Annotated in this window: 24 protein-coding genes and 1 pseudogene; 13 read left to right on the top strand and 12 right to left on the bottom strand. The window is 71.2% G+C overall.

Annotated elements, in window-relative coordinates:
• Positions 1–9: 9 nt before the first annotated feature.
• From LJ657_RS15500 to hisD, 3 genes are all read right to left on the bottom strand, one after another.
• Positions 10–678, bottom strand: a complete 669-nt coding sequence (locus tag LJ657_RS15500; RefSeq protein WP_232649178.1) for a ThuA domain-containing protein — start codon at positions 676–678, stop codon at positions 10–12.
• Complete coding sequence (locus LJ657_RS15495) at positions 675–2,285, bottom strand: APC family permease (protein WP_232649177.1); 1,611 nt, start codon at positions 2,283–2,285, stop codon at positions 675–677. The genes LJ657_RS15500 and LJ657_RS15495 overlap by 4 nt, the downstream gene beginning before the upstream one ends.
• Before the next feature lie 104 nt (positions 2,286–2,389).
• Positions 2,390–3,715 (bottom strand): histidinol dehydrogenase, encoded by a 1,326-nt coding sequence (gene hisD, locus LJ657_RS15490; protein ID WP_232649176.1) that lies wholly within the window; start codon positions 3,713–3,715, stop codon positions 2,390–2,392.
• Between the two features lie 126 nt (positions 3,716–3,841).
• Here hisD and LJ657_RS15485 point away from each other — a divergent pair, with 126 nt between their 5' ends.
• Positions 3,842–5,449 (top strand): PucR family transcriptional regulator, encoded by a 1,608-nt coding sequence (locus tag LJ657_RS15485; protein ID WP_232649175.1) that lies wholly within the window; start codon positions 3,842–3,844, stop codon positions 5,447–5,449.
• 3 nt (positions 5,450–5,452) lie between these two features.
• On the opposite strand, the gene LJ657_RS15480 is transcribed toward LJ657_RS15485, so the two are convergent.
• Positions 5,453–7,039: a GMC oxidoreductase gene (locus tag LJ657_RS15480; protein WP_232649174.1), complete on the bottom strand. Its 1,587-nt coding sequence runs from the start codon at positions 7,037–7,039 to the stop codon at positions 5,453–5,455.
• 172 nt (positions 7,040–7,211) lie between these two features.
• On the opposite strand from LJ657_RS15480, the gene LJ657_RS15475 reads away from it, so the two are divergent.
• Positions 7,212–8,792, top strand: coding sequence for a GMC family oxidoreductase (locus LJ657_RS15475; RefSeq protein ID WP_232649173.1), 1,581 nt, complete (start codon positions 7,212–7,214; stop codon positions 8,790–8,792).
• A gap of 16 nt (positions 8,793–8,808) precedes the next feature.
• Here the strand turns inward: LJ657_RS15475 and LJ657_RS15470 are convergent, their stop codons facing one another.
• Positions 8,809–9,570 (bottom strand): DeoR/GlpR family DNA-binding transcription regulator, encoded by a 762-nt coding sequence (locus LJ657_RS15470; RefSeq protein ID WP_232649172.1) that lies wholly within the window; start codon positions 9,568–9,570, stop codon positions 8,809–8,811.
• A gap of 90 nt (positions 9,571–9,660) precedes the next feature.
• Between LJ657_RS15470 and LJ657_RS15465 the strand changes: the two genes are divergently transcribed.
• The 3 genes from LJ657_RS15465 (at position 9,661) to LJ657_RS15455 (ending at position 12,706) form a co-directional block, all read left to right on the top strand.
• Complete coding sequence (locus LJ657_RS15465) at positions 9,661–10,887, top strand: MFS transporter (RefSeq protein ID WP_232649171.1); 1,227 nt, start codon at positions 9,661–9,663, stop codon at positions 10,885–10,887.
• Between the two features lie 174 nt (positions 10,888–11,061).
• Positions 11,062–12,054 carry an LLM class flavin-dependent oxidoreductase gene (locus LJ657_RS15460; RefSeq protein ID WP_232649170.1) on the top strand — a complete coding sequence of 331 codons (993 nt, stop codon included), beginning with the start codon at positions 11,062–11,064 and terminating at the stop codon, positions 12,052–12,054.
• A 31-nt stretch (positions 12,055–12,085) separates the two neighbouring features.
• The gene (locus LJ657_RS15455) at positions 12,086–12,706 is read left to right on the top strand and encodes an HAD family hydrolase (protein WP_232649169.1); all 621 of its coding nucleotides are present in this window, start codon (positions 12,086–12,088) and stop codon (positions 12,704–12,706) included.
• A 64-nt stretch (positions 12,707–12,770) separates the two neighbouring features.
• On the opposite strand, the pseudogene LJ657_RS15450 reads toward LJ657_RS15455, so the two are convergent.
• A pseudogene (locus LJ657_RS15450) lies at positions 12,771–13,329 on the bottom strand (class II aldolase/adducin family protein); the annotation flags it as partial.
• A gap of 491 nt (positions 13,330–13,820) precedes the next feature.
• Between LJ657_RS15450 and LJ657_RS15445 the strand changes: the two are divergent.
• From LJ657_RS15445 to LJ657_RS15435, 3 genes are all read left to right on the top strand, one after another.
• Positions 13,821–14,276, top strand: a complete 456-nt coding sequence (locus LJ657_RS15445) for an RpiB/LacA/LacB family sugar-phosphate isomerase (protein ID WP_232649168.1) — start codon at positions 13,821–13,823, stop codon at positions 14,274–14,276.
• Between the two features lie 75 nt (positions 14,277–14,351).
• Positions 14,352–15,503 carry a carbohydrate kinase gene (locus LJ657_RS15440; RefSeq protein WP_232649167.1) on the top strand — a complete coding sequence of 384 codons (1,152 nt, stop codon included), beginning with the start codon at positions 14,352–14,354 and terminating at the stop codon, positions 15,501–15,503.
• A complete protein-coding gene (locus tag LJ657_RS15435; RefSeq protein ID WP_232649166.1) occupies positions 15,500–16,456 on the top strand; it encodes a pseudouridine-5'-phosphate glycosidase in 957 nt (318 codons plus the stop codon). The genes LJ657_RS15440 and LJ657_RS15435 overlap by 4 nt, the downstream gene beginning before the upstream one ends.
• Positions 16,457–16,470: 14 nt before the next feature.
• On the opposite strand, the gene ilvY is transcribed toward LJ657_RS15435, so the two are convergent.
• Positions 16,471–17,313, bottom strand: coding sequence for an HTH-type transcriptional activator IlvY (ilvY, locus tag LJ657_RS15430; protein ID WP_232649165.1), 843 nt, complete (start codon positions 17,311–17,313; stop codon positions 16,471–16,473).
• A gap of 88 nt (positions 17,314–17,401) precedes the next feature.
• Between ilvY and LJ657_RS15425 the strand changes: the two genes are divergently transcribed.
• A complete protein-coding gene (locus LJ657_RS15425) occupies positions 17,402–18,871 on the top strand; it encodes a ketol-acid reductoisomerase (RefSeq protein ID WP_232649164.1) in 1,470 nt (489 codons plus the stop codon).
• Between the two features lie 34 nt (positions 18,872–18,905).
• On the top strand, positions 18,906–19,433 hold the full coding sequence (locus tag LJ657_RS15420) for an SMI1/KNR4 family protein (protein ID WP_232649163.1): 528 nt from the start codon (positions 18,906–18,908) through the stop codon (positions 19,431–19,433).
• Between the two features lie 9 nt (positions 19,434–19,442).
• On the opposite strand, the gene LJ657_RS15415 is transcribed toward LJ657_RS15420, so the two are convergent.
• From LJ657_RS15415 to LJ657_RS15395, 5 genes are read right to left on the bottom strand one after another with little or no spacing between them, the layout of a single operon-like run.
• The gene (locus LJ657_RS15415) at positions 19,443–19,838 is read right to left on the bottom strand and encodes a tautomerase family protein (RefSeq protein WP_232649162.1); all 396 of its coding nucleotides are present in this window, start codon (positions 19,836–19,838) and stop codon (positions 19,443–19,445) included.
• 22 nt (positions 19,839–19,860) lie between these two features.
• Positions 19,861–20,772 carry a phosphotriesterase family protein gene (locus tag LJ657_RS15410; protein WP_232649161.1) on the bottom strand — a complete coding sequence of 304 codons (912 nt, stop codon included), beginning with the start codon at positions 20,770–20,772 and terminating at the stop codon, positions 19,861–19,863.
• Positions 20,766–21,350, bottom strand: a complete 585-nt coding sequence (locus LJ657_RS15405) for a DUF4865 family protein (protein WP_232649160.1) — start codon at positions 21,348–21,350, stop codon at positions 20,766–20,768. The genes LJ657_RS15410 and LJ657_RS15405 overlap by 7 nt, the downstream gene beginning before the upstream one ends.
• An 11-nt stretch (positions 21,351–21,361) precedes the next feature.
• A complete protein-coding gene (locus LJ657_RS15400) occupies positions 21,362–21,757 on the bottom strand; it encodes a (R)-mandelonitrile lyase (protein ID WP_232649159.1) in 396 nt (131 codons plus the stop codon).
• Positions 21,758–21,769: 12 nt separating this feature from the next.
• Positions 21,770–22,354, bottom strand: a complete 585-nt coding sequence (locus LJ657_RS15395; protein WP_232649158.1) for a TetR/AcrR family transcriptional regulator — start codon at positions 22,352–22,354, stop codon at positions 21,770–21,772.
• Between the two features lie 172 nt (positions 22,355–22,526).
• Between LJ657_RS15395 and LJ657_RS15390 the strand changes: the two genes are divergently transcribed.
• The 3 genes from LJ657_RS15390 to LJ657_RS15380 are packed head-to-tail and all read left to right on the top strand — an operon-like array spanning position 22,527 to position 26,118.
• Positions 22,527–22,814, top strand: a complete 288-nt coding sequence (locus tag LJ657_RS15390; RefSeq protein WP_232649157.1) for an SHOCT domain-containing protein — start codon at positions 22,527–22,529, stop codon at positions 22,812–22,814.
• Positions 22,811–23,560, top strand: coding sequence for an ABC transporter ATP-binding protein (locus LJ657_RS15385; RefSeq protein WP_232649156.1), 750 nt, complete (start codon positions 22,811–22,813; stop codon positions 23,558–23,560). Before LJ657_RS15390 ends, LJ657_RS15385 begins: the two co-directional genes overlap by 4 nt.
• Positions 23,557–26,118 (top strand): ABC transporter permease, encoded by a 2,562-nt coding sequence (locus LJ657_RS15380; RefSeq protein ID WP_232649155.1) that lies wholly within the window; start codon positions 23,557–23,559, stop codon positions 26,116–26,118. The genes LJ657_RS15385 and LJ657_RS15380 overlap by 4 nt, the downstream gene beginning before the upstream one ends.
• The last annotated feature ends 185 nt before the right edge of the window (positions 26,119–26,303 follow it).

Here is a 26,303-nt window from a genome sequence, read left to right as displayed (position 1 = left end):
CGGTGGGGGTCAGGCGTTCTGACGGGCGGCCCAGGCGAAGCCCTGGGTGCACAGGCGGGTGACGTCCGGGTTCTGGAGGTCGTCGAGGTCGTGTCCGACCGCGCTGTAGAAGACGCGGCCCTCGCCCCAGGTGCGGGTCCATGCCTGGGGGATCGTCTTTCCCTCCAGCCAGGGCAGGTGTTCGCCGGTGAAGGCGGTCTCGGCGAGGACGTGGTTGTTGGGGTCGACCGACATGTAGTACTGCTCGGAGGCGACCCCGAAGTCCTTCACCCCGGCGGTGACGGGATGGCCGGTGTCCGTGACGGTGACCTCGTAGGGGTACTTCACGCCTTCGCCGGCGGGGTGTTCGAGGAAGCTGCCGCCGAGGAGCCAGTGGTACTTGAGGCTGGTGCGGAACGCGGCGGCCGCGCCGTGCCAGGCGGCGATCCCGGTGCCGTTCTCCACCGCCCCCAGCAGGTTCGACTCCTGGGCTGCGGTCAGCCCCTCGGACAGCAGGGCGTTGTTCCAGTTGAGGGCGATGAGGTCGTAGCCGGTGAGGTCGGCGTCGAGGGAGAAGATGTCGTTGGTCTCGTCGACGTCGAAGCCGAGGTTCCTGAAGATCGGCAGGGCCCATTCCTCGGCCACCTGGTAGGGCTTGTGGCCGGGCCAGCCTCCGTACAGATACAGGACGCGTGTCATGCGGGGTTCCCTCCGGTCGTGCTCTCCAGGGCAGCGGCGCGGCTGCGCAGGCGCTCGGCCACCTCCATCGCGTCACCTTCCGGCGCGGTGGACTTGCGGTCCGGCTTCATGGTCAGCAGGTACACCAGACCCACCGCCGAGACCACGAGGAAGCCCACGAGTGCGATCCACTGGTCCACGAACGAGGTCCCCGCACCGCCGGTGGGCAGGGCGAGCAGGATCATCCCGAGCACGCCGTAGACCAGGGCCGCCACGTTCACCACGAAGCCCCAGCGGCCGAGGGTCCAGGCTCCGGCGGGACGCCAGCCCTTCAGACGCATCCGCAGCGCGGCCAGCACGACCATCATGAACGCCGCGTATCCGGCCAGCACCTGGAACGACACGATCTTGGTGAGGGAGCCGGGCGAGAAGTAGACGAACACGTAGATCAACAGCGGCACGACGTTCACGGCCAGCAACGCGTTCATGGGGACGCGGTGCTTGCGGGAGATCTTCGAGAAGACGCGGGATCCCGGGAACATGTCGTCGCGGGCGAAGGAGAAGACGATCCGGCTGGCGGCGGCCTGCTGGCTCATCACACCGGCGATGAAGGACGTGATGGTGACCGCGAGCACCACCTTCGTGCCCACGATGCCGAGCGAGCTCTGCAGGATCGAGGGGATCGGGTTGGTGTCCTTGCCCGAGAGGATCGAGGCGAGGTCCGGAGCAGCGAGCGCGTAACCGACGAACGCGAGGAGCGCGGCCACTCCACCGACGGCCACGGTCAACTGCATGGCCCGCGGGATGCTGCGGGAGGGATTGGGGACTTCCTCCGCGATCTCGCCGCACGCCTCGAAGCCGTAGAAGAGGAAGAGTCCGACGAGCGAGGCGGCAATGAAGGCCACGAGGTAGCTGTCGTGGTTGGAGCTGCTGGTCTGGAAGAAGATCGAGACGGAGTTGTGCCGTTCGAAGATCAGCAGGTAGAGGCCCACGAGAACGATGCCGATCAGTTCCGCGGCGAGTCCGATCTTCGAGATCAGGGCCAGGGTCCTGGTGCCGAAACAGTTGCAGATCAGACAGACGACGGTCATACCGATCGCGATCCACAGACGCTGGGCGGGGGTGGAGCTGATGCCGGGTGCGTCGGCGGTTCCCGCGAAGAGGCTGGCCAGGAAGTCCGAGCTGAAGAGTGCGGTGCTGGTGATACCGATGGTGATGGTGCAGATGTAGATCCACGCGTTGAACCACGCGTAGCGCCCGTTCCACAGCCGTCTCACCCATTGGTACAGCCCGCCGGCGAGCGGGAACTGCGAGACGACCTCACCGAAGACCAGCGCGACCAGGAACTGCCCGGCCCCGACAATGCCTATCCAGAAGATGGACGGTCCGCCGGCCGTCGCCAGACCGACCGCGAAGAGGGACACGACACCCACGAGGGGCGAGAGGTACACGAAGCCCAGGGCGAAGTTCCCCCACAGGCTGACCTTGCGGTCGAACTTCTGCTCGTAGCCGAGTACGGCGAGCATTTCCGCGTCCGCGGCCGAGGAGACAGGGCTCGGTGCCCCGTCCGAGCGGCCTACGGGGGTGGATGCGGGCGCTGAATGCGCCTCGTGGTCGGTGGCTGACATGACGATCTCCGTGGGTCTAGGGGGAGGTGCTGGAGGTGCTCCTTGTCGAACGGCTGCCGGACTGCTTCAGCGCGCCGGCATAAGTCGCGATCCGTCATCGCGGATCAGCTCTGCTCGAAGGTGTGGTCGGTCCAGTCCAGACGGGCCGATCCGTAGCGCGCGGCGCGGACGTCTCCCGAGCGCGCGTGTCCCTCGAAGTTCTCGATGCGCGAGGCCCTGCCGCAGATCTCGCCGAGCCGGGCACTGGACGCGGGGTCCCGGACCTCCTGGTAGGTCACGGTCTTGAGGTACTTGCCGATCCAGAGGCCGCCGGTGTAGCGGGCCGCGCCCAGGGTGGGCAGCACATGGTTGGTGCCGATGACCTTGTCGCCGTACGCGACGCAGGTCTTCTCCCCGAGGAACAGGGCGCCGTAGTTGCGCATTCGGTGGAGCGCCTCGCGGGGCTTGGCGGTGAGGATCTGGACGTGCTCGCTGGCGTACTCGTCGGCGAGGGCGTAGGCGGCGTCCAGGGTGGGGACCACGATCACCTCGCCGTGGTCGCGCCAGGCAGGGCCGGCGACCCCGCCGGTGGGCAGGTCGGGCAGGAGCTTGTCCACCCAGGCGATGGTCTGCCTGCCCACCTCCTCGGAGGTCGTGATGAGGACGGCCGGGGAGTCGGGTCCGTGCTCGGCCTGGGACAGCAGGTCCGTCGCCACCACGAACGGGTCCGCGGTGTCGTCGGCGACGATCAGCACCTCGGTCGGTCCGGCGAAGAGGTCGATGCCGACCTCGCCGAACAGCTGGCGCTTGGCCTCCGCCACGAAGGCGTTGCCGGGCCCCGCGAGCATGTCGACGGCGTCGATCGTCTCGGTGCCCAGCGCCAGGGCTGCCACGGCCTGGACGCCGCCCATGACGTAGATCTCGTCGGCCCCGGCCAGATGCATCGCGGCGATGCTGACGGGCGGCGGGGCGCCCCGGTCCGGCGGAGTCGTCGCGGCGACCCGTTCGACACCGGCGACCTTGGCCGTCAGGACGGTCATGTGGGCCGAGGCGGTGAGGGGGTAGCGGCCGCCGGGTACATAGGCGCCGGCCGCTCCGATGGGGATGTTGCGCTGCCCCAGGAACACGCCGGGCAGGGTCTCCACCTCGAAGGCGGTGAGGGAGTCCCGCTGCGCCTGGGCGAAGCCGCGGACCTGCTTCTGCACGAACCGCAGGTCGTCGAGGACGGTCTCGGGGACGGAGGAGACGACGGAGGCGATCTGGTTGGGACCGAGCCGGTGGGACTCCGGGCTCCAGTCGTCGAACTTCTGCGACCAGCGGCGCACGGCGGCGTCGCCGTTGGCCCGTACGTCGGCGATCACGTCCGCGACGGTCTCGATGATTTCCGGACGGCTGGTCCGGGACGTCTTCACGGCGACAGGAGCCTTGATGGTCTGGTGTTGGGCTGACACTCTGCACTCCTTGCACGGGTCGTGCCTGCGGGCTTGCCCTGAAGTCTGGGGAAACGGGGGGTGTGAGGACAGGCACAGTGTGTGCAATATTGGCCGCGCGTCCTGCACACACCGAGGTAGTGGTTCATGGCTGAAGTCCTGACTGTTCGCGCCGCGCTGGAGCTCGAGGTGTTCACGCGCACGACCGTGCGTGTGTACGCCGGGGAGAGAAATCTCGGCCGTCCCGTGCGCTGGGTGCACACCGGTGAGATCCCGGACATCCACCGCTTTCTCACGGGTCAGGAGATGCTGCTGACGGCCGGCCTCGGCATGGGGGCGACGTCGCTGGAGCAGCGTGCCTTCATCCGGCGGCTCGCGGACGCCCACGCGGCCGTGCTCGTCGTCGAACTGGCCGGGCGCATGTTCGACGCCATGCCGGAGGCGGTGATCGAGGAGGCGGAAGCGGTCGGCCTGCCCCTGGTGGGACTCGCCGACGAGATTCCCTTCGTCGAGACCTCCGCGCAGGTCCACGAGGTGCTCGTCGGGATGCGCGTGAAACAGCTGATCGCCGAGGAGGCCACCAGCCAGGCGTTCATGGACCTGCTCCTGGCGGACGAGGACTACGTCGGCGTGGTCAGGGAGTTGGCCCGGCGCACCGGGCACCCCGTGGTGCTGGAGGACGTCGCCCACCAGATGCTGGCGTACGGCGGCGCGACGCCGGAGGCCGACCGGGTCGTGGACGAGTGGAGTGCGCACTCCCGGGCGATCCACGAACGCCACACCTCGCTCGCGACGCAGGATCCCGGGGTCCCCACCGCCCCGGCGGCCTCGTTCCGCGAGGTCGCGCCCTGCGCCCGCCAGCCCGTGGTGCTCCGGGGCGAGTCATGGGGCTGGCTGCACCTTCTGCACGGCGGGCAGCGGCCGAGCCCGCCCGAACTGCGCACGCTGGAGCGGGCCGCCGCGGCCATCGCGATCTCGCTGCTGAGCGAGCGGGAGAGCGGCGCCCGCGCCTCCCAGCGCCAGACGGCACTGCTCAACCGGCTGCTGCTCGGCGACATCACCGGAGAGCGGTTCGTGATCCTCGGCCTGGCGCTCGGTCAGGACCTGCGGGGCCGGGATCTGATCGTCGTCACGGCATGGGCGGGGGACGAGGAGCCCACCAAGGATCACCTCCTTGCCCGCCTTCTGCAGGACACCGGTTGGCCCGCCGTCGTGGGCGACACCGGGGACTTCGACGTGGCGGTCGTGGGCCTGCCCGCACGCAAGGACGCCGACCATGTCCGGACGCTGCTCGCCGATCACGGGGTACGGGCCGGCGTCAGCCGGATCGTGGAGCCGGCGGCCCTTCCGCTGGCGCTGCGCCAGAGCCGCAGCGCGGCGTCCGTCGCCGCGGCGGCCTCGACCGCGGAGGTGCGTCATTTCGACGACCTGGGAGCACTGCGCCTGCTCGTCGCCCTCTCGGAGGGGCCCGAGCTGAGGCGGTACGTCGAGGACGAACTCGGTCCGCTCCTCGAACACGACGCGCTGGCGAAGAATCCTCTGCTGCCCACCCTGCGCACGTTCCTCGACTGCGGCGGCAACAAGGCACGCGCGGCGGAGGAACTCTTCATCCAGCGGCGCACCCTCTACCACCGGCTCGACAAGCTCTCCGAGATCCTCGGTCTCGACCTCACCCAGGTCAGCAACCAGCAGCGGCTGCAGCTGGCCGTGCGCGGACACGACCTGCTGCGCAAGCCGACGCTGCGGCGGACCTGACCGCTACGAGGCCTTCGTCGCCCGCGCGAGGGACGGGGCGATGCGCAGTGCGTTCGCCCCGATCGTCAGAGCCGGGTTGAGTGCCGCTGAGGACGGGAAGAACGACGAGTCGGCCAGCCAGAGGTTCTCGACGTCATGGCTGCGGCACAGGGGATCGAGCACGCTCCGCGTCGGGTCGTGACCGGCCACGGCCGTTCCGCACATGTGGGAGTTGGTCTCGATGCCCATCCGCTGGGTGAAGATCAGCGGATAGCCGGCCTTGCGGACCGCCCGGGTCACCCGGCGCACCAGTTCGTGGTGGGGTGCGAGGTTGGTCGGTGTCCAGTCGATGAGGACGCGGTCGCCGTCCACGCGCACCCGGTTGTCCCGGGACGGGAGGTCCTCGGTCGTCAGGTAGATGTCGAGGCTCCTGGCCGCCATGAGCTTCAGGGCCCAGGTCGGGGCCCACGGACGCGCGGGCTTGAGCATGGGCGCCTGCAGCTTGCCCAGCATCTGGAGGTTCCCGAGCGGGAAGCGCGTCCCCGGTCCGGCTTCGTAGAAGTCGTTCAGGCCGAGCGTCTTCTGCCACTTGGTGGGGTTCGTCCGCAGCGGGTTGACCCCGACGAAGAACGTGCTGTTGTGGACCATGTAGTTGCGGCCCAGCAGTCCGGACGAGTTGGCGAGCCCCTGGGGGTGCGCGTCGCCGGCCGAACGCAGCAGCAGCGCGGCCGAGTTGACGGCTCCTCCGGCGAGGGCGAAGGACTTGGCGTTGATGCGGATGATCCGGCCCGCGTGCCGTGCCTCGGCGGCGACGACCTTCCGGCCGTCGGACGAGGTGATCAGGCGGGTGATCTCCGCACCCGTGAGGATCTTCACGCCGTCGCTCAGCGCGGGCAGCAGGAGCCGGTTCTCGGCGTCGGACTTCATGCCCGTGTCGTCCGGACAGCCGTCGGCGGTCGTCACGGCGGCGCGGTCGGCCTGCGTGCTGATGTTCAGGGCGTTCGGGGTGTGGAACGGGTGCAGGCCCTGCCTGCGCAGCGACCGGGAGAACCGCTCGATCTCCGGTTCGTGCTGGAGCGCCGGGTAGGGGTAGGGCTTGGAGCGGGACGGCTCGGTCGGGTCCTCGCCGGTCTGCCCGTGCACCTGGAGCAGCTCCTCCATGGCGGTGTAGAAGGGCTCCAGGTCGTCGTAACCGAAAGGCCAGGCGTGCGAGACACCCTCGTGGTGTTCCACCTCGGTGAAGTCGCTGCGCCGGAATCGGGGCAGCATCGCCCCGTAGAAACGGGTGTTTCCGCCCACCCAGTAATACACGCCCGGCGCGAACGGCTTGCCGTTGCTGCCGTCGTACCAATAGCCGGCGTTCTTGTACCGGCCTTTGAGATACATCTCGGCGGGCTGCGAGTTCTCGGGTTCGCGCGGAAGGAAATGGCCCCGCTCGGCCACGAGCACGTCAAGACCGGAGTCCTTCAGCGCCCAGGCCAGCGCGGAACCGCCCATGCCGGAGCCGATGATCAGGACGTCGGTGCTGATCTCCTCGGCGGTGCCGACTGATACGAGGGCCTCGGGCCGAAGCTCCGGGGGCGTGTAATCCTTACGGACCAGTTCGGACATGAGACGGGGTCCCCTCTTCGCCGCGGTATTTCGAAGAGAGCCTAAGCAGCGGCACGGATGTGGCACATGCACGGAATGGGTAACGACCGCCGTCCGGGTTGCTCACTTCGTGCATGGGCTGAGCATGCCCGACCTCCCTAGCCTCTCCAGAAACGAGCTACTTGGAGGCGAAATGGCTAGGGAATCGTACGACTATGTTGTCGTCGGGGCCGGATCGGCGGGCTGTGCGGTCGCGGCCCGGCTGTCCGAGGATCCGGAGGTCACGGTCGCGCTGATCGAGGCGGGGCCGCCGGCCAGGGGCCGCCTCTTCGAGATCCCCGCCCTGTTCTCGCAGCAGCTCAAGACCGCGTTCGACTGGGACTTCGAGACGGAACCCGAGCCGCGGCTCGGCGGGCGCCGCGCCTACCTGCCGCGCGGCCGGGCGATCGGCGGCACCAGCTCGATGAACACGATGCTGTACGTCCGCGGGCACCGCTACGACTACGACACGTGGGAGCGGCTCGGCAATCCGGGCTGGGGGTACGACGACGTCCTGCCGTTCTTCAGGAAGTCCGAGGACAACGAGCGCGGGGCCGACGACTTCCACGGCGTCGGTGGTCCCCTCACCGTCAGCAACCCGAACTCCGTCCACCCGCTGCTGACGGCGTGGGTGGAGGCCGCTCAGGACGCGGGCCACAAGCACAACGCGGACTTCAACGGGGCCGAGCAGGAGGGCGTGGGCTACCACCAGGTCACGCAGCGGAACGGGCTGCGGTGCAGCAGCGCGATCGCGTTCCTGGAGCCGGCCGTGGGACGTCCGAACCTCACCGTGCTTCCGTCGACGACCGCTCTGCGTCTGAGCTTCGACGGCTCGCGCGCCGCCGGCCTGGAGGTCGACCACCTCGGAACCGTCCGGACGATCCATGTCGACCGCGAGGTCGTGCTGTCCCTCGGGGCCTACAACTCGCCCCATCTGCTCCTCCAGTCCGGCGTCGGGCCGGCCGACGAACTGACCGCGGGAGGTATCACCCCGCTGCACGACCTGCCGGACGTCGGCAGGAACATGCAGGACCACACAGGGTGCTTCATCAGCTTCTTCAGCGACACCGAGCCGCTCCTGGGGCCGGACACCTCCGCGGAGGAGCAGCAGCTGCGCCGGCAGGGCGCCGGACCGATGGCGTGGAACGAGACCGGCGGCTTCTTCAGCTCCGGCGACGACGTGCCCGCCCCGGACATCCAGGTGCACGCCGCGCTGGGCATCGTCCGCGACGAGGGCCTGGCCGCGCCACTGGAGCCGGGAATGTCGTTCGGCCCCTACGTGGCGCGGCCCGCGAGCCGCGGCTCGGTGCGGCTGCGGCACTCCCACCCCTACGCCAAGCCGCGCATCTTCCACAACTACCTCGACGACCCCGACGACCGCCGAAGGCTGCGCGAGGGCGTCCGGCTGTGCATGCGCATCGCCCGTGAGCAGCGGCTGACGTCCCTGCTGCAGTCGGACCTGCGCGGGGCCGCCGACGCCGGGCTCGCCCCCGTGTCGGACAGCGACCAGGACATCGACGACTTCATCCGCACGCAGTCGTTCTCCTTCTACCACCCGTCGGGCACCTGCATGATGGGCAAGGTCGTCGACCACGAACTGCGGGTGCACGGGCTGGAGAACGTCCGTGTGGCGGACACGTCGATCATGCCGACCCTGGTCACCGGGAACACCAACGCCCCCGCCATCATGATCGGCGAGAGGGCCGCCGCCTTCATCCGCACGTCCGCGGGCTGACGCCGAGGACGCGAGGTCAGACGGTCCGGACGACGGTTCCGCCGGCTTCGAGCGCGGTGACCTCCTCGGCAGCCGCGTCGGTGTCCGTGACGAGGGTCTGCACGAGGGCGGCGGGACCGACCCAGGCGTAGGCGGTGTGGCCGAGTTTGCTGCCGTCGGCGGCGGCGACGACGCGGCGGGCGGAGGCTATGCCCGCCTTCTTCACCGCGGCGTCGTCGAGGTCGTAGGCGGTCAGACCGTCGGCCGCGGTCAGCCCGCAGCAGCCGATGACCGCGGTGTCGAAGCGCAGGGCGGCCAGAGAGGCGAGGGTGAGGGGGCCCGCGAGGGCTCCCTCGGAGGCGCGGGGCTGTCCGCCGGGCACGACCAGGGTCGCCGGGCCGGGTGTCTCGGCGACCAGGTGGATGGCCTGCAGGGACAGGGGCATCAGGGTGACGGGCCGCTCCCGCAGCAGGCGGGCGACCTCCAGACAGGTGGTGCCGCTGTCCAGCAGGACGCTCTCGCCGTCGGTGACGAGTGCGCAGATCTCGGCGGCGATCCGGCGCTTGGCCTCCACCGCCTCGTGGGCGCGCAGCGCGAAGGGGGGCTCCTCGCCCCGCAGCAGCAGGGTGCGGGCCCCGCCTCGGACGCGTTCGAGGACGCCCTGGGCGGCGAGGGTGTCGAGGTCCCGCCGGATGGTCATCTCCGAGGCGCCGGTCAGTTCCGCCAGTTCCTGGACCGTGGCGCCTCCGGCGTCCCGGACGACCTTCGCGATCAGCCCGTGCCGGTCTGCGTTGCTCATACGGCGATTGAACACCACCATGCAGCGAACATCTAATGTGTTCATTAGCTCGACTTTCAAACATGAAAAATGTTCGTTACGGTGGACCCTATGGAACGTTCCCTGCGAGCCGCCCGTGTGGCGACCTACGTCTACTTCGTCCTGTGCGGCACCTTGATGGGCACCTGGGTGGTGCACATACCCGCGATCGAGGAGCGCGTCGGCATCAGCCACGCCGCGCTCGGCGGCCTGCTGGTGGTGCTCGGGATCGGGGCCTTCGCAGGTATGCAGGTGGCCGGTCCCCTGACCGACCGCCTCGGCACCCGCACCGTGGTGCCCGCGGGCGGTGTCCTCTGCGGTGTGACCCTGTTCCTGCCCGGTCTGGCCCAGGACCCGTGGACGCTCGCCGCCGCGCTGCTGGTCTTCGGGTTCTGCAACGGCTGCCTGGACGTGAGCATGAACGCCCACGCCGTGCACGTGGAGAAGGCATACGGCCGCCCTGTCATGTCCGGCTTCCACGCCACGTTCTCCGTCGGCGGAGTCCTCGCCGCGCTCGCCGGCGCGGGCGCGGCGAGCGTCGACCTGAACCCGGCCGCGAGCATGGCTGCCATGGGAGCCGCGGGCGTCGTCGTCGCCCTTGCCTCGGCCCGCGCCCTGCTGCCTGCCGCTCCCGCCGCCCGGAAGCCCGGCCTCAAGGCGGAGACCGGCGGGCGCCGCGGCACCCGGGGCCGGGTCCGGCTGCTGGCCGGCCTGGCGCTGATGGTCATGCTGTGCGAAGGCGCCGCCAACGACTGGAGCGCCCTGCACCTGAAGGACGTCATGGGTGCGCCCGCCACCACGGCGGCCTTCGCGTACGGCACCTTCGCCGCGGCCATGACCCTCGGCCGGCTGCTCGCCGACCGTCTCGTCCTGCGGCTCGGTGCGGTGGCGATCCTGCGGTACGGCGCGAGCGTGGCCGCCGTCGGCATCACCCTGGTGACCGTCGCCCCATGGATGTGGGTCGTCTTCACCGGCTGGGCGCTGTTCGGCCTGGGCCTGTCCGGCTGCATCCCGCAGCTGTTCAGCGCGGCCGGGCACGCCGACCCCTCCGCCGCCGGGGCCAACGTTTCGCGCGTGGCGGGGCTCGGCTACGTCGGCATGCTCGCCGGCCCCGCCGTGATCGGCTGGCTGACCCACCTCGTCTCCCTCGACCACGCCTTCGTCCTGCTGGCGCTGCTGTGCGTGACCACCGCCGTGGGCGCCCGCGTCCTGCGCACCGACCCGGTCCTCGTCCGCAGGGGCGGGAGGGCGACGGCCGACGGCACCCGCGAGCACGAGATGGCGGCCAACACCCACTGACCGCTTGTGCGGCACGGTCCCTGACAACCGTGCCGCACAAGCCCTGACCTCCCCGGTCTTCACTGACCGGGAGGGAAGATCTCCGCGGACCTCGGCCGATCTCAGCCGATCTCAACAGATCTCAGCCGACCTCCGCAGACCTCCGCAGACCTCGGCCGACCGAAGGAGCCCCCGATGTCCGAGTCCCCCGTAGCGCCCGCCCGCGGCAGCGTCGGTGTCATGCTTCCGCTCGATCTGCCCGTCGGCGAGGTGCTGCCCTACGTCCGGCGTGCCGAGGAGCTCGGGTTCGACCAGGTCTGGGTGGTGGAGGACCTCGGCTGGCGCGGAGGCGTCGCCCAGGCCGCCACCGTCCTCGCCTCCACCGCGAACCTCACCGTCGGCATCGGCATCATGCCCGCCGGGGCCCGCAACGTGGCCTTCGCCGCGATGGAACTGGCCACCCTCGCCCAGCTGCACCCGGGCCGGGTCATCGCGGGCATCGGCCACGGCATGCCCGCCTGGATGCGCCAGGTCGGCTCCTGGCCCGCCAGCCCCCTGACGCTGATCAAGGAGTACGCGAGGGCGCTGCGTCTGCTCGTCGCCGGTGAGCCCGGCCCCGCCAACGGCCGGTACGTACGCTGCGAGGGCGTCGTCCTCACCGAGATCCCGGACATCGTCCCGCCGGTGATCCTGGGCGTCCGCGGCCCCAAGTCGCAGGCGGTCGCGGGTGAGGTCGCCGACGGACTCCTCCTGGCCGAGCCGGCCGCCCCCGGGTACATCACCGCTTCCCTGCGCAACCTCGGCGCCGACGCCGCCGCGAACCCTCCGGAGATCGTCGTCTACGACGCCGCCGCCGTGGACGACGACGAGGAGGCCGCCCTCACCCGTGTCCGCGCGGCGCTGGAACCGGTCGGCGAGCCGCAGTGGGCCGCGCACATCGACCCGCTGCCGTTCGCCGAGGAACTGCGCGCACACCGCGCCGCCAGCCCCGACGCCCGGCACTTCGCGCGGACGATGCCCGCCGAGTGGGTCCGAGCGCTGAGCATCGCGGGCACCCCCGACCGGGCCCGTGCGGCGATCGACGCCCGCCACGCGGCCGGCGCGACGAGCGTCGTTCTCGCCCCGGCGGGCCCCGACCGCCTGGCCGCCCTGGACGCGCTCGCCCGCGCGCTGCCCCACCGGCCCTGACCCGAACACTCCGAGACCCCAAGGGATCCGCATGTCCACCGACCGCCGCAGCATCGTGCTCTTCGACCTCTTCGGTGTCATAGCCCGCCACCAGCGCCCGGGCGCCCTGGAGAAGATGGCCGCCCGCTGCCACACCTCCGCCGACGCCTTCGCCACGGCCTACTGGACCCACCGCCCGCCCTACGACGCCGGCCGGCACACCGCGTCCGCGTACTGGACCGACGTACTGCACGCACTGTCCCGCCCAGCCGACGCCGACACGATCGAGGAGCTGCGGCTCACGGACATCGACAGCTGGGCCCGCGTCGACGAGAGCATGGTCACCTACGTGCGCGGCCTGCGGGAGCGCGCCCGGGTCGCGCTGCTGTCCAACATCCCCGCGGACCACGCGGACGCCTTCCTCGCCGCCCAGCCCTGGCTGAACGACCTCGACCACGTGGCCTTCTCCGGCAAGATCGGCGCGGCCAAGCCCGACCCGGCCGCCTTCCAGTACTGCGTCGTCGCCATGCAGTCCGCGCCGGCCGACTTCCTCCTCGTCGACGACCGCGAGGAGAACGTCCGCGCGGCGCAGGCGGTCGGCCTGAACGGGCACGTCTTCCGCACCCAGGAAGAACTCGCGGAGGTCGTCGACACGTGGCTGCCGACCCGCTGAGGACGGGTACCGCGGGGCCGCCGGGTGCGTGACGAACCGTCACGCACCCGGCGGCCCGTTTGGCTCATGGGTTGCCGCAGTGGGCGTCCGGGCCGTGCTTGCGGGTGCAGTGGCGGGCGAGGAGGTGCGGGGGCGGGGATGCGCTCACGCCCAGGCTGAGGGTGTGCAGGGCGATGTCGGCGACGGCCTCGCAGATGATCGCGTGCTCCAGGGGCTTGCGGGCGGTGGCCCCCAGGCGACGGGACCGTGGTTCGCCACCAGCGCGGCCGGGACCTCGACCGCCCTCTGGTCGTTCTCCTCCAGGAAGTCCACGATGACGCGCCCGGTGTTGTACTCGTAGTCCTTCGCGCACTGCTCCGCGGTCAGGTCCGGGGTGACGGGCATCGGCCCGTTGAAGGTGTCGGCGTGGGTGGTGCCGGGCACCGGTATGTCCCGGCGGGCCTGGGCGAAGGCGTGGGCGGATGGGTGTGGGTCACACCGCCCACCGGCGGGAACGCCAGGTACAGGCAGCGGTGGGTCTCGGTGTCCGTGGAGGGGCGCAGGTCGCCGTCGACGACCTCTCCGTCGGACAGCCGTACCGTCACCCGGTGGTCGATGGTCAGGTCCTCGTACGGCACTCCCGAGGCACATCGTCTGCTCCTGCGAGGACGGGAACCGGTAGTCGCCTCGGCCCCGTGGCTTTACGTAGCAACTGGTCCGGCGGTGGCCCGCGGAGGCTGCTCATGGTGATTTCGCAGGGTGACGGGAAACGGAACTGTGGAGGGGCGACAGCCCGGGTGTCGACCACCTGCCGCAGCGCCGCGTGGGCGGCGGCGATCGTCAAGATCAGCGCACCGCCACCGTCTGCTCTCCTACGTCGTATCTCCCTGCTCGGGTCCAGTTCGACGAGGTGGGCAGCGTTGTCCGGCCAGTGATCGGTAGATCTCCGAACACGCTACCTTGGGGCACAGCCATTTCGACACGGCGATGTCGGTCTACGCTCATGCCGCCCTCCAGGCGCAGCGCGAGGCGTTGGAGAGGGTCGGGTCGCCACTGCGAGCCGACGGAACCGATGTCCAAAATCGATGTCACCGAGCCGTTCGAGGCCGCTGACCTGGGGAGGACACAGCCGCGCATGAAGATCTCCGTTTCGTCGGACATGGACGAACCCGTGGCGCGCTCGCTCGTCGCGGAACTGGGCAGGCGCGGCCACGAGGCCGTGCTCCACGGGGCGCTGAGCCCCGGGGACGACTCCCAGTGGGCCGCGTGCTCGGAGGCCGCGGCCCGCGAGGTCGCCGCGGGGACCGCGGACCAGGCGGTCGTGTGCTGCTGGACCGGCACGGGCGCCTCCATCGCTGCGAACAAGGTGCCCGGCGTACGGGCCGCCCTGTGCACCGACGCGTACACGGCGGACGGCGCCCGCCGCTGGAACGACGCCAACGTGCTGGCGCTCAGCCTGCGCCTGACCTCAGAGCCGCAGCTCAAGGAGATCCTCGACGCCTGGTTCGCGGCGGAGGCCAGCCAGGACGCCGAGGACCGGGCGAACGTGGAGCGTGTGGGACGGCTCGACGCCGGCAGGGCCGTCGACTGACGACACACGCCGCTGCCGAAGACCCAGACCGCCACCCCTTGCTTACTTCCATAAAGGCCCTTTAGTTTTGTCAGCATGATGTTGACCCGGCGGGAGCGCGAGATCATCGCGCTGCTGCGCCGCGACCCGCTGGCCGGACCGCAGGCGATCGCCGACGCCCTCGGCAGCACCCGGGCCGCGGTGAACGTGCACCTGTCCAACCTGGGCAAGAAGGGCGCCATTCTCGGCCGCGGCTACATCCTCCGCGAGGAGAACGCCGTCGTGGTCGTCGGCGGGGCCAACGTCGACGTGAAGGTGCGCAGCCTGGCGCCCGTACGCCAGCGGACGAGCAATCCGGGGCGGGCCGGCACCACCGCGGGCGGCGTGGGCCGCAACATCGCGGAGAACCTGGCGCGGCTGGGCACCCCGACCCATCTGATCGCCGCCGTCGGCCGGGACGCTGCGGGCGAGCGGCTCCTCGCCGAGACCGCGGCGGCCGGGGTGCGCCTCGACCACGTGCACCGCAGCGCGCACCCGACGGGGACGTACACGGCGGTCCTCGACGCCGACGGCGACCTGGTGGTGGCGGTCGCGGACATGGCGGCCACCGAGGCTCTGGGGCCCGAGGATCTGCACCCGGCCCGCGAGCTGATCGCCCACGCCGACATGCTCGTCCTGGACGGCAATCTGCCCGCCGAGGTACTGGCCCACGCGATGGACGTCGCGCAGCCCGCCGCCGTACCGGTGGTGATCGACCCGGTCAGCGCCCCCAAGGCGGCACTGCTCGCACCGCTGCTCACCGCCCGCCGCCCGGTCTTCGCCCTGACACCGAACCTCGACGAACTGCGCGCCCTGCTCGCGCTCCCCGTCGGAGACGGCGAGGCCGAGGTGACGGCCGCCGCCGACGCACTGCACGCGCGCGGAGTGCGCCATGTGTGGGTACGGCTCGGGGCGCGCGGCAGCGTGCTGAGCACCGCGGGTGAGGAAGCGACGTTTCTGACCGCGCCGCCCGCCGAAGTCGCCGACGTCACCGGCGCCGGGGACGCGATGCTCGCCGCCTTCGTCCACGCCCTGCTGGCGGGCGGCGACCCGGTGGACGCCGCCCGCTACGGCCACGCGGCCGCGGCCCTGACGGTGCAGAGCCCGGCGACGGTGCGCCCCGACCTGACGCCGCGTCTGATCGAGGACGCGCTGACCGACCCGACCGAACCGAACGACCTGAACGACCCGATGCGGAGCCAGAGATGACCACGCCCAACCACGCCCCGACTCCCGCGACCCCCGTCCCGCATCCGCGTCTCGTACTGACCGACGAGGTCCGCGAGGCGCTGCGCGACGGGCGGCCCGTCGTGGCGCTTGAGTCGACGATCATCAGCCACGGCATGCCGTACCCGCAGAACGTGCAGATGGCCGTGGAGGTCGAGCAGATCATCCGGGACGGCGGCGCCGTCCCCGCGACGATCGCAGTCCTGCATGGCAGGCCCCACATCGGGCTGACCCAGGCGGATCTGGAACTCCTCGCCACCGCACCGGACGTCACCAAGGCCAGCGTCCGCGACCTCGCGTATGTCATCGCGCGCGGCACCCACGGCGCGACGACGGTCGCCGCGACCATGCGGCTGGCCGCACTCGCAGGCATCCGTACCTTTGTCACCGGAGGCATCGGCGGGGTGCACCGCGGCGCGCCGACGACGTTCGACATCAGCGCCGACCTGACGGAACTGGCCGCGACCGGCGTCGCGGTGATCAGCGCGGGCGTCAAGAGCATCCTCGACATCGGCCTGACCCTGGAGACGCTGGAGACCCTCGGTGTCCCGGTCCTGACCTACGGCACGGACGAGTTCCCGGCGTTCTACTCGCGCCGCAGCGGCTTCACCTCGCCCATGCGCGTGGACTCGCCCGCCGAGATCGCCGCCGTGATGCACGCGCGCTGGGACCTCGGCATTCCCGGGGGCCTCAGCATCGCCAACCCCGTCCCCGAGGACGAGGAGGTCCCCGCCGAACGCATGGACGGCGTCATCGCCCAAGCCCTCGCCGAGATGGACGAGGCGGGCATCACCGGCAAGGACACCACCCCCTACCTCCTCGGCCGGATCGTCGAGCTCACCGGGGGCGAGAGTCTGCGCACCAACATCGCACTGGTCAAGAACAACGCCCGGCTCGGCGCACGGATCGCCGTCGAGTACGCCAAGCTCGGCTGACACCCCTGTAGAGCTCACAGGCTCCACAGCGCCGCCACCAGCGGCCGCCGCAGATCCGCCCGCCGCACGCACAGCCCGATCGGGAAGGGCTCCGGTGGCGGATCCGCGGGAACCACCGCCAACCGGTCCCGCACCGCACTGTGCTCCAGAACGAGACGGGGGACCACGCCGGTGCCGCAGCCCAGCGCGACCAGCGTCAACAGCCCCTCGTGACCGTCCGGTTCACAGGCCACCTCGGGTCGGGCGCCGCGCGTGCGGAACCAGCGGTCGGCGGCCTCACGGACCAGCCCGCGGTGAGGGAGGACGAACGGGCCGTCGAGACCGGGGGCCGGCCGGTCCCGTGCGGTGACCAGAACCAGCTCGGTGACCGCCACCGTGCGGCTCACCAGCCCCTCCGGCAGCCGCGCCGGGATCCCCGCCACGGCCACGTCGACCTCGCCCTCGTCGAGCCGGGCCAGCGCGGCGGCCGCGTCCCCGGTGCGCAGGTCCAGCAGGACCTGGGGGTGGGCGGCGCGGAACGGGGCCAACAGGCCCGGCAGCAGTGCCTGGCAGGCGGTCACCGTGGCGAACACCGCGAGACGGCCGGTGAGCCGTGCCGGGTCCGGATGCTCCTCTCGGTAGGAGCGCCACAACTCCAGTGCCTGCACGGCGTATTCACGGAAGCGGGCTCCCTCCGCCGTCAGCGAGACCCCGCGCGGGCCGCGCTCGAACAGCCGGTGCCCCAGGTCGGCCTCCAGCCGCTGCACGGTGCGCGTCAGCGTCGCCGGGCTGACGTGACAGTCGAGGCTCGTCCGCCCGAAGTTCAGCGTCTGCGCCAGATGCAGGAAAAGACGCAGCTCCCTATGGTCGTCCCGCACGCCGTGACCTCACTCTTTCGCTTCACGCAACACCCAGCTGCGTATGTTGCGCTTGCTGCAACGCTCTCCCGGAGCCTACAACTCGACCATGACCTCGACGACGTACACCTCCCGTGTCTTCTCCCTCGAAACGATGGACGTGCCCGGCGGCACCGAGACCATCCTGCGCGGCGGCCGCCACCTCTTCCCGCTGCTGCCGCAGGCCTTCGCCGGCGTCCGCCGCATCGGTGTGATCGGCTGGGGTCCACAGGGTCGCGCCCAGGCCCTCAACCTGCGCGACTCGCTGGCCGGCGCCGACATCCGGGTGGCCGTCGGACTGCGCCCGGGCTCCGCCTCGGCCGCCGATGCCCGGGCCCACGGCTTCACGGAGGAGAACGGCACACTCGGCGACTGGCTCGCCGTCACCGCCGACAGCGACCTCGTGATCCTCCTGATCGCGGACGCCGCTCTCGCCGCCCACCACCAGGAGATCTTCGCGGCTCTCAAGCCCAGTGCCGTCATCGGCCTCTCGCACGGCTTCCTGCTCGGCCATCTCCGGGAAACCGGCGGGGGGTTCCCGCCCGGGCACGGAGTGATCGCCGTGTGCCCCAAGGGAATGGGTGACTCCGTGCGCCGCCTGTACCGGCAGGGCGAGGACATCAACGGCGCCGGAATCAACAGCAGTTACGCCGTCCACGCCGACCCCGACGGCCGTGCCACCGACCTCGCGCTCGGCTGGTCGGTGGCGCTCGGATCGCCGTACACCTTCCGCACCACGCTCGACAGCGAGTACCTCTCCGACATCGTCGGGGAACGCGCCATCCTGCTCGGCGCCGTGCACGGCATCGTCGAGAGCCTCTACACCCGCGCCCGCCTCGTCGGCGACGACCCCGTCGCCGCGTACGAGAAGACCTGCGAGAACATCACCGGACCGATCGCCCGCACCATCTCGCACAGCGGGATGCGCGCCGTGCGCGAGGGCCTCGACGCGACCGGACGGGACGTCTTCGACCGTGCGTACACCGCGACGTACGCGTCCGCCCGCGAGATCGTGGCCGAGATCTACGACGAGGTTGCCGACGGCACCGAGCTGCGCAGCGTGATCCTCGCCGAACGGCGGCTCGGCAGCCGACCGATGAGCGAGATCGGCGGCTCGCCGATGTGGTCGGTCGGCGACGAGGTGCACGCCCGGCGCGGCGAACGGGACCTGCCGGTGGAGCCGTTCACCGCGGGTGTGTTCGTCGCCACGATGACGGCCCAGATCGACGAGTTCGCCGAACGCGGCCACCCCTGGTCGGAGATCGTCAACGAGTCCGTCATCGAGGCCGTCGACTCCCTGCTGCCCTACATGCACGCCCGCGACGTCGCTCACATGGTCGACAACTGCTCCCGCACGGCCCGTCTCGGCGCCCGCCGCTGGGGCCCCCGCTTCCAGTCGGCCTACGGGCAGATCGCCTTCCCGGCCGCCGAACATCCCGCGGACGAGGCCCTGTTGACGGCTTTCGAAACCCACCCTGTGCACGAGGCGCTGGCCGCGGCGGCGAAACTGCGGCCGTCCGTGGACATCTCCGTCTCCTGAGGTCGTTGTCAGTGGCGGCGGCTAGCCTGCGGGCATGATCGAGACGACCGGCGACGACCGCCGCTTCCCGCCCGCCCTGGCCGCCGTGGCCGAGGTGGAGTTCGACTACGACGACGGCGAGGGCATCGACTTCGAGCCGTACGGCGCCTTCGACTCCGCCGAGGAGACCACCGACTGGATCCGGCACTGGACCGGCAACCACGAGCTGGACGGCGACGCCTACCGGGTCTTCGGACAGGACGGGACCGGAGGCCTCGCCGCCCTCTGGTGCGTGCGACCCGGCCGGCCCCTCACCGAACAGCCCGTGGTGTTCCTCGGGTCGGAGGGGGAGCGGGGCGTCATCGCCGCAAACCTCTCCGACTTCCTGTGGGTGCTGGCCGACGGCCTGGGCCCGATGGAGGTCATCGAGTACGAGCAGCGCGAAACCCGACCGGCCGCGGCGCTGTCCGAACTCGCCGAGCGGCACGCCACCACCCCGCGCCGCACCGCCCGGGAGATCATCGCCGAGGCGCAGGCCGAGTTCCCGGCCTTCGCCGAGGACTTGGACGAGCTCTGCCGTTGATACGGGGGGTCATGCGCCGGCGGCATCGAGGTACTGCGCAGCCCCGTGACCCAGCGACCAGTCGGCCGACTCGTTCTCGGTCACGGTGACGAAGACGTTCCGCGGCTCGGTCCCCGCGTAGGCCTGGGCGAGTTCGGCGATGCGCCGGTACAACGCCTGTTTCTGGGCAGCCGTGCGGCCGCAGCGCATGGTGATCGCGACATAGACGATGCCGTGGTCGCGCTGCACGCCGAGGTAACCGCCGTACCGGAGCGTGCCGTTGGTGCCGTCGTGTCCGACCAGGATCTGGAAGTTGTCGTCGGCGGGGATGCCGAGCGTCTCCACCAACGCCTCGTGCACGGCTCTGCCGAGCGCGTCGAGGCGTGTCGGGCCGGCTCCCAGCGCGTCGATACGGACCAAGGGCATGGGGGGTGGTCCTCCTTTCCGCTCAGCGCCACTCGACGGCGAACGCCCGGCCGGGGTTCTCCGTGAGGACGCGGTTCGTCAGTTCCTCGCCCAGCTCCAGCGCGAGCCGCGGCCGCACCCTGCGCAGTAGATACGGCATCCCCGGCCCGCCGTCGACCGACCGCGCCCCGGCGACCACGGTGTCCCCGCCGAGCAGCAGCCGGTGCCCGAAGCCCGCCTCGGCGAGGGCCTGTACGGCGCGCGGCATGCGCCAGTCGGTGGTGTGGTGGGCGCGGGACGGGCCGTCGAAGGCGAGCCAGCAGCCCGCCTCCGCGGCCTGACGCTGGACCACGAGGTCGGGGGAGCGGTTGAGGTGACCGAGGATCACGCGGTGCGGTGGGACGCCCAGCTCGCTGCACAGCAGGTCAAACACGTCGAGCGCGCCCGTCCCCATCTCCAGGTGGACGGCGATCGGCGCCCCCGTGGCATGGTGCGCCTCGGCCGCCGCGATCATGGTCCATCGGGCGTGCGTGTCGAGGGCGTGGAAGCCGCCCGCAACCTTCACGATCCCGGCGCGGACGCCGGATGTGCCGATTCCTTCGGTGAGTTCGGAGACGAACACGTCGGCGAGCCTGCCGCGCAGCTCGTCGAGCAACTGCGTTGTGTAGTGGGCGGCTTGGTGCAGTCCGGTCGCGCAGACCACGTGCACGCCGGCCGCTCGGGACAGCAGGGGCAGGTCGGCGGCCCGCCGTCCCATCCCCCAAGGCGTCCACTGGACGACGCTCGACCCGCCCGCCGCACGGAACGCCTCCAACTCGGCCCGCGCGGCGGTGGCGTCGCCCAGCTCCCGGCCGGGCAGCTGCGGGCTGCTGAGGAAGAGATGGTCGTGCGCGTCGCACACGCCCAGATCCTCGGGCCGCACGTCCCCCAGCACCGTGCGGACGCTGCTCACCACTGCCGCCCGCGCGGCAACCGGTCCCGCCCCGGTGCCGACATGTGCAGCACCTCGAACACATCGCCCTCGGCCTTCGGCGTGTCGTGCTCCCACAACGAGAAGTGGACCAGCTCCCAACGGCTCGGGTCCACGGCTGCCGCCGCAAGCACCGCACCGTCCTCGCCGGCCAGCCGCGCGGTCTCCCGCGCCGTGTCCGCCATCACGTCGGCCAACACCACGCCCTCAGGCACCGGTTGACGTCGCCGCACCGCGAACCGCGCCGGTGAGCCCGGGACGCCGCCCTCCTCGTACGCCAGGCCTGTCCACTGCCGGACCGACGGCCGCCCGAAGTCGTTGCTGAGCCCCTGGAAGGCGCCGCCCCACAGGAAGGCGTTCATGCCCTCCGTGGTGTTCCACAGGTAGAACGGCGCGTATTGGTTGACCGGCGAGCCGTGCACCCCGCGCTCCCGCAGGAGGTACGTCTTGAAGCCGAGGCCCTCCCAGTCGTCCAGCAGATGCCCGATACGGGCGACACGGCCCCGGATGATGCTCGTGTCGTAGTCGGCGGGCAGGGTCAGCTCGTACTGCATGGCGTGCATCGGATGCCTCCTCAGGCGGGGTAGTCCTCCGGGCCGACGTGCGCGTCCCACTCCGTGGTGGTGCCGTCGTCGGCGGCCTCGACGACCGCGAGATGCGTCATGAAGGTGCGCGGCCCGGCGCCGTGCCAGTGCCACTCGTCGGGCTCGATCCACACGGTGTCACCCGCGCGGATCAACTCCGGTGTGCCGCCCTTGCGTTGCACCAGCCCCTCGCCCTCCAGGACGTGCAGCACCTGGCCGTGCGGATGGCGGTGCCAGGCGGTGTGGGCGCCGGGTGTGAAGTGGACGTTGAACATGCGCAGCCGGGACGGGGCCGTGGGCGCGGCTATCTCGTCGAGCCACACCGAGCCGGTGAAGTTCTCCGCCGGGCCCTGCCGGGTGTCGGGGCGCTTCCTTGTGATGTGCACGGACCTGAACTCCTAACGCGGGGCGAGAAGGGAGAGCAGCCCTCGGACGCCGGCGTCGAAGGCGGCGGGGGAGCCGGAGGCGCGCGCGAGGACGTAGCCGCCCTGGACCGTCGCGAGCACGGTCGCGGCGATCTCCTCGCCGTCCAGCGAGGGCGCGAACCCGCCCTGCTCCTTGCCTTCTTCGACGATTTTGGCGATCAGCTCGCGGATCGCGTCCAGCGTCTCGTCGACCGGTGCGCGCAGTTCGTCGCTGGCGATGACGTCCGGATCCATCGTCAGACGCCCGACGGGGCAGCCGCGCAGCACGTCACGCTCGCGCAGCAGATACGCCTCGATCCGCTCGTACGGCGTCCCCGGACCGCCGAGTACTCCCTCGGCGGTAGCCCGCAACTCCTCGGCCGTCCGCCGGATCGCCGCCAGTGCGAGATCGGGCTTGCCCTTGAAGTGGTGGTACATGCTGCCCTGTCCGGCGCCCGAGCGCTCCAGGATCGCCTTGGGGCTGGTGCCCACGTAACCGCGCTCCCACAGCAGCTCACGAGTGGACTCGATCAGCCGGTCCGAAGTGGTCTCCGAGGTGCTCATGCACTGACTGTACATACTAGTAGTTACAGAAGTCGAGCCTTTGGGGAGCAGCGGCCACGACCCGGCGTACTCCCCGGGAGGTACACGCACTGCCGCTGGCCGTACGACGACCCGGACCCCTCCTCGGCGCGAGTCTCGACGCATCACCGCAAGCAGCACCGCAGACCCACTCAGGAGATGACCCGAGATGCAGACCCTCGCAGACTGGCACGGCGGCCCCGGCCCGTGGATCCTGTTCTTCCCGCTGATCTGGGCGGCCGTCGTGACAGGCGTCGTGACCGTCCTGCGCCGCACCGTGTGGCGCGGCCGCGGCGGCCCGTGGCGGGCCATGGGGGACACCCGTCCCGCCGGCGACTCACCCCTGGCGGTGCTCGGCCGCCGCTTCGCCTCCGGTGAGATCGACGAGGACGAGTACTGGCGCCGACTGTCCGTGCTGGACGAGCAGTTCGGCCGCACCAAGGGCGGTGCGGCGTGACCACCACGACCGCCGTCCGTACCGCCGCCCGGGTCGTCGACGCCGTGAAGGTGTACGGCCGCGGCGACACCGAGGTGAGGGCCCTGGACGGGGTGAGCGTCGGCTTCCCGGCCGGCCGCCTCACCGCGATCATGGGGCCCTCGGGCTCCGGCAAGTCCACCCTGCTGCACTGCGCGGCCGGCCTCGACACACTCACCTCGGGGGCCGCGTACATCGGCGACACCGCCCTGGACGGCCTCGACGACCGCCGTCTGACCCTCCTGCGCCGCGACCGCGTCGGGTTCGTCTTCCAGGCGTTCAACCTGGTGCCGACGCTGAGCGTCGCGGAGAACATCACGCTGCCGCTGGACCTCGCCGGCGGCAACGGGGACCCGGAGTGGCTCGACGCCCTGATCGACGTCGTCGGCCTGCGCGACCGCCTCCATCACCGGCCCTCCGAACTCTCCGGCGGTCAGCAGCAACGCGTCGCCGTGGCAAGGGCGTTCGCGGGGCGCCCGGACGTCGTCTTCGCCGACGAGCCGACCGGCAACCTCGACTCGCGCTCCGGTGAGGAGGTCCTCGGCCTGCTGGGCCGTGCCGTGCGCCAGACCTCCCGCACCGTCGTCATGGTCACCCACGACCCGGTCGCCGCCGCCCACGCCGACGAGGTCGTCTTCCTCGCCGACGGACGCCTGGTCGACCGCATGGAGTCCCCGACCGCCGACAAGGTCCTGGACCGCATGAAAGCCTTCGAGGTGTCCTCATGAACGCCGCCGTACGCCTGAGCGTGTCCTCCCTGCGTGCCCACAAGCGGCGCTTCGCCGGCACGTTTCTCGCCGTGTTCCTCGGGGTCGCCTTCCTGACCGGCACCCTCGTCATGGGCGACACACTGCGCGCCAGTTTCGACTCGATGTTCGGCAACGCCACCAGCGGCACCGGCGCCGTGGTGCGCGGCGCCGACGCCATCACCACACCCGGCGAGAGCCAAGGCGTGCGCCAACCGGTCGACACGGCCCTGGTGAACACCCTCCAGCAGGTGCCCGGAGTCGCGGCCGCCGCACCCGACATCGAAGGCGCCGGTCAACTCGTCGGCAAGAACGGCAAGCCCATCGGCGGCAAGGGACCGCCCACCCTCGCCGGCAACTGGATCACCGACGCCAAGCTCAACCCGTACCAGCTCGCCGAGGGCCGCGCCCCGCAGAAGTCCGGCGAGGTCGTCGTCAACCGAGGCGCCGCCGAGAAGGGCAACCTGAAGATCGGCGACACCACCACCCTCCGAACCCCCGACCCGGTCAAGGTGACGATCGTCGGTCTCGCGACCTTCGGCGGCGAGGACGGCATGGCGCAGGTGACGTTCACCGGCATGACCCGCGCCGACGCCGAGAAGTACCTCACCGCCCGCCCCGGCGAGGCGTCGAGCATCAAGGTGCGGGCCGGCCCCGGCGTCAGCGAGAAGGAACTCGTCGGCAGGCTGACCCCCGTACTCCCCAAGGGAGTCGAGGCCATCACCGGTCAGGCGACGGCCCAGGAGAACACCGACATGATCTCCAGCCAGTTCCTGACCATCTTCACCACCTTCCTCCTCGTCTTCTCCGGCATCGCCCTCCTCGTCGCGACCTTCTCCATCCACAACACCTTCGCGATCGTGGTCGCCCAGCGCACCCGCGAGAACGCCCTGTTGCGGGCCCTCGGCGCCTCTCGCCGCCAGGTCACCGCCACGACCCTGGTCGAGGCCACCGCCGTCGCCGTGACCGCCTCCTCGGCCGGTCTCGCGGGCGGCATCGGCATCGCCGCGGGCCTGCAGGCGCTGTTCCCGGCGATCGGATTCCCCTTCCCCGACGGCAACCTGGTCATCAGCGCCCTGTCGATGGCGCTTCCACTCGCGGTCGGCATCGTGGTCTGCCTGGGCTCCGCGCTGATGCCCGCCGCGCGCGCCGGCCGCACCGCCCCGCTGGCCGCTCTGCGCGAGACGGCCGTCGACACCTCCGGCGCCTCCCGCGCCCGTGCCGTCACCGGCCTGGGCGTCGCCGCCCTCGCCGTCGCCACCACGCTCAGCGGGGTTCTGGTCTCGCCGTCCATCGGAATGGCGGCACTTGGCACCGTCCTCGCCCTGGTGGCGTTCGTCGTCCTCGGCCCGGTCGCCGCGACCACGGCCGTACGCATCCTCGGCGGCCCGCTGCACAAATTCCGTGGTGTGACCGGCGGCCTCGCCCGGCGCAACGCCCTGCGCAGCCCCAAGCGCACGGCCGCCACCGCCAGTGCCCTGATGATCGGCGTCGCGGTGGTCTCCCTCTTCACCGTCTTCGGCGCCTCCCTGAAGGCGACCATGGACCAGACCGTGTCCCGGTCCTTCGCCGGCGACGTCGCCGTCAGCACGCCGTCCTTCGGCGCGGGCGGCAGTGGCCTGAGCCCCCGGCTCGCCGGGGCGGTCCAACAACTCCCGGAGGTCGACACGGCCGTGGGCCTGGGCCGCGGAGTCGCGAAAGTCGACGGCAGGGGACGCGCACTGACCGTCACCGACCCCGTCGCCCTGCAGCGCACCTTCGACCTAGGCAAAGTCGACGGCTCCCTGCGCGACCTGGGCACCGACGGACTCGCCCTCACCAGGGCGGAGGCCGGCAAGCAGCACCTCACCACCGGCGACTCGGCCCAACTCACCTTCACCGACGGCCAGAAGCGCACCTTCACCGTCCGCGCGGTCTACGGCCGGTCCGAACTCGCCGGCGACTACGTCATCACCCGCGCCGCCTGGGCCCCGCACCGCACCCAGGACGCCGACACCCTCCTCGCCGTCACCTTCAAGCACGGCGTGAGCACGGACGCGGGCAAGGCCGCCGTACAGAAGGTCGCCGACCGCTACGGCAGCCCCGAGGTCCAGACCCGCAGCGAGTACGCGCAGTCGTCGGCCGGAGGCATCGACATGATGCTGACCCTCGTCTACGCCCTGCTCGCCCTGGCGGTCCTGATCGCGCTGCTCGGCATCGCCAACACCCTCACCCTGGCGATCCACGAACGCACCCGCGAACTGGGCCTGCTCAGGGCCGTCGGCCAGACCCGCCCCCAACTGCGGGCCATGGTCCGCTGGGAGTCGGTCCTGGTCGCCGCCTTCGGCACCATCGGCGGCCTGGGCCTGGGCGCCTTCCTCGGCTGGGTGCTGGTCAAGGCCTCGGACGGCGCCGGCGACAGCGCCTTCGCCTTCGCGATCCCACCCGTGCAGCTCGCCGTCGTGGCCCTGGTGGGCCTCACGGCAGGCGCCCTCGCGGGCCTGCGCCCGGCCCGACGGGCGGCACGCCTGGATGTCCTGCGGGCCATCGCCACCGAGTGACCAAGGCCGGCAACAAGGCTGTCAAGCGGCCGGACTCAGCGGCACCCCGACGGCCGACCAGCTCAACGGCATGGGCCCGTCCACGCCCACTGCACCACCGGACACCGGCCGGGAGGTAACCGTAGGGGCGCGTCTCGACACCGACTGAGGCGCGCCGCAGGTGACCGACCCATCCAATACAGTCA

The sequence above is a fragment of the Streptomyces guryensis genome (genome assembly GCF_021261325.1).
In the GTDB taxonomy this organism is placed as follows: Bacteria; Actinomycetota; Actinomycetes; order Streptomycetales; family Streptomycetaceae; genus Streptomyces; species Streptomyces guryensis.
This window is presented reverse-complemented; position numbering and strand designations above follow the sequence as displayed.

Coding starts and splice junctions, on each gene's coding strand:
- LJ657_RS15500 (WP_232649178.1), bottom strand. CDS start 678: ATGACACGCGTCCTGTATCTGTACGGAGGCTGGCCCGGCCACAAGCCC.
- LJ657_RS15495 (WP_232649177.1), bottom strand. CDS start 2,285: ATGTCAGCCACCGACCACGAGGCGCATTCAGCGCCCGCATCCACCCCC.
- LJ657_RS15485 (WP_232649175.1), top strand. CDS start 3,842: ATGGCTGAAGTCCTGACTGTTCGCGCCGCGCTGGAGCTCGAGGTGTTC.
- LJ657_RS15480 (WP_232649174.1), bottom strand. CDS start 7,039: ATGTCCGAACTGGTCCGTAAGGATTACACGCCCCCGGAGCTTCGGCCC.
- LJ657_RS15475 (WP_232649173.1), top strand. CDS start 7,212: ATGGCTAGGGAATCGTACGACTATGTTGTCGTCGGGGCCGGATCGGCG.
- LJ657_RS15470 (WP_232649172.1), bottom strand. CDS start 9,570: ATGAGCAACGCAGACCGGCACGGGCTGATCGCGAAGGTCGTCCGGGAC.
- LJ657_RS15465 (WP_232649171.1), top strand. CDS start 9,661: ATGGAACGTTCCCTGCGAGCCGCCCGTGTGGCGACCTACGTCTACTTC.
- LJ657_RS15460 (WP_232649170.1), top strand. CDS start 11,062: ATGTCCGAGTCCCCCGTAGCGCCCGCCCGCGGCAGCGTCGGTGTCATG.
- LJ657_RS15455 (WP_232649169.1), top strand. CDS start 12,086: ATGTCCACCGACCGCCGCAGCATCGTGCTCTTCGACCTCTTCGGTGTC.
- LJ657_RS15445 (WP_232649168.1), top strand. CDS start 13,821: ATGAAGATCTCCGTTTCGTCGGACATGGACGAACCCGTGGCGCGCTCG.
- LJ657_RS15440 (WP_232649167.1), top strand. CDS start 14,352: ATGATGTTGACCCGGCGGGAGCGCGAGATCATCGCGCTGCTGCGCCGC.
- LJ657_RS15435 (WP_232649166.1), top strand. CDS start 15,500: ATGACCACGCCCAACCACGCCCCGACTCCCGCGACCCCCGTCCCGCAT.
- LJ657_RS15425 (WP_232649164.1), top strand. CDS start 17,402: ATGACCTCGACGACGTACACCTCCCGTGTCTTCTCCCTCGAAACGATG.
- LJ657_RS15420 (WP_232649163.1), top strand. CDS start 18,906: ATGATCGAGACGACCGGCGACGACCGCCGCTTCCCGCCCGCCCTGGCC.
- LJ657_RS15415 (WP_232649162.1), bottom strand. CDS start 19,838: ATGCCCTTGGTCCGTATCGACGCGCTGGGAGCCGGCCCGACACGCCTC.
- LJ657_RS15405 (WP_232649160.1), bottom strand. CDS start 21,350: ATGCACGCCATGCAGTACGAGCTGACCCTGCCCGCCGACTACGACACG.
- LJ657_RS15395 (WP_232649158.1), bottom strand. CDS start 22,354: ATGTACAGTCAGTGCATGAGCACCTCGGAGACCACTTCGGACCGGCTG.
- LJ657_RS15390 (WP_232649157.1), top strand. CDS start 22,527: ATGCAGACCCTCGCAGACTGGCACGGCGGCCCCGGCCCGTGGATCCTG.
- LJ657_RS15380 (WP_232649155.1), top strand. CDS start 23,557: ATGAACGCCGCCGTACGCCTGAGCGTGTCCTCCCTGCGTGCCCACAAG.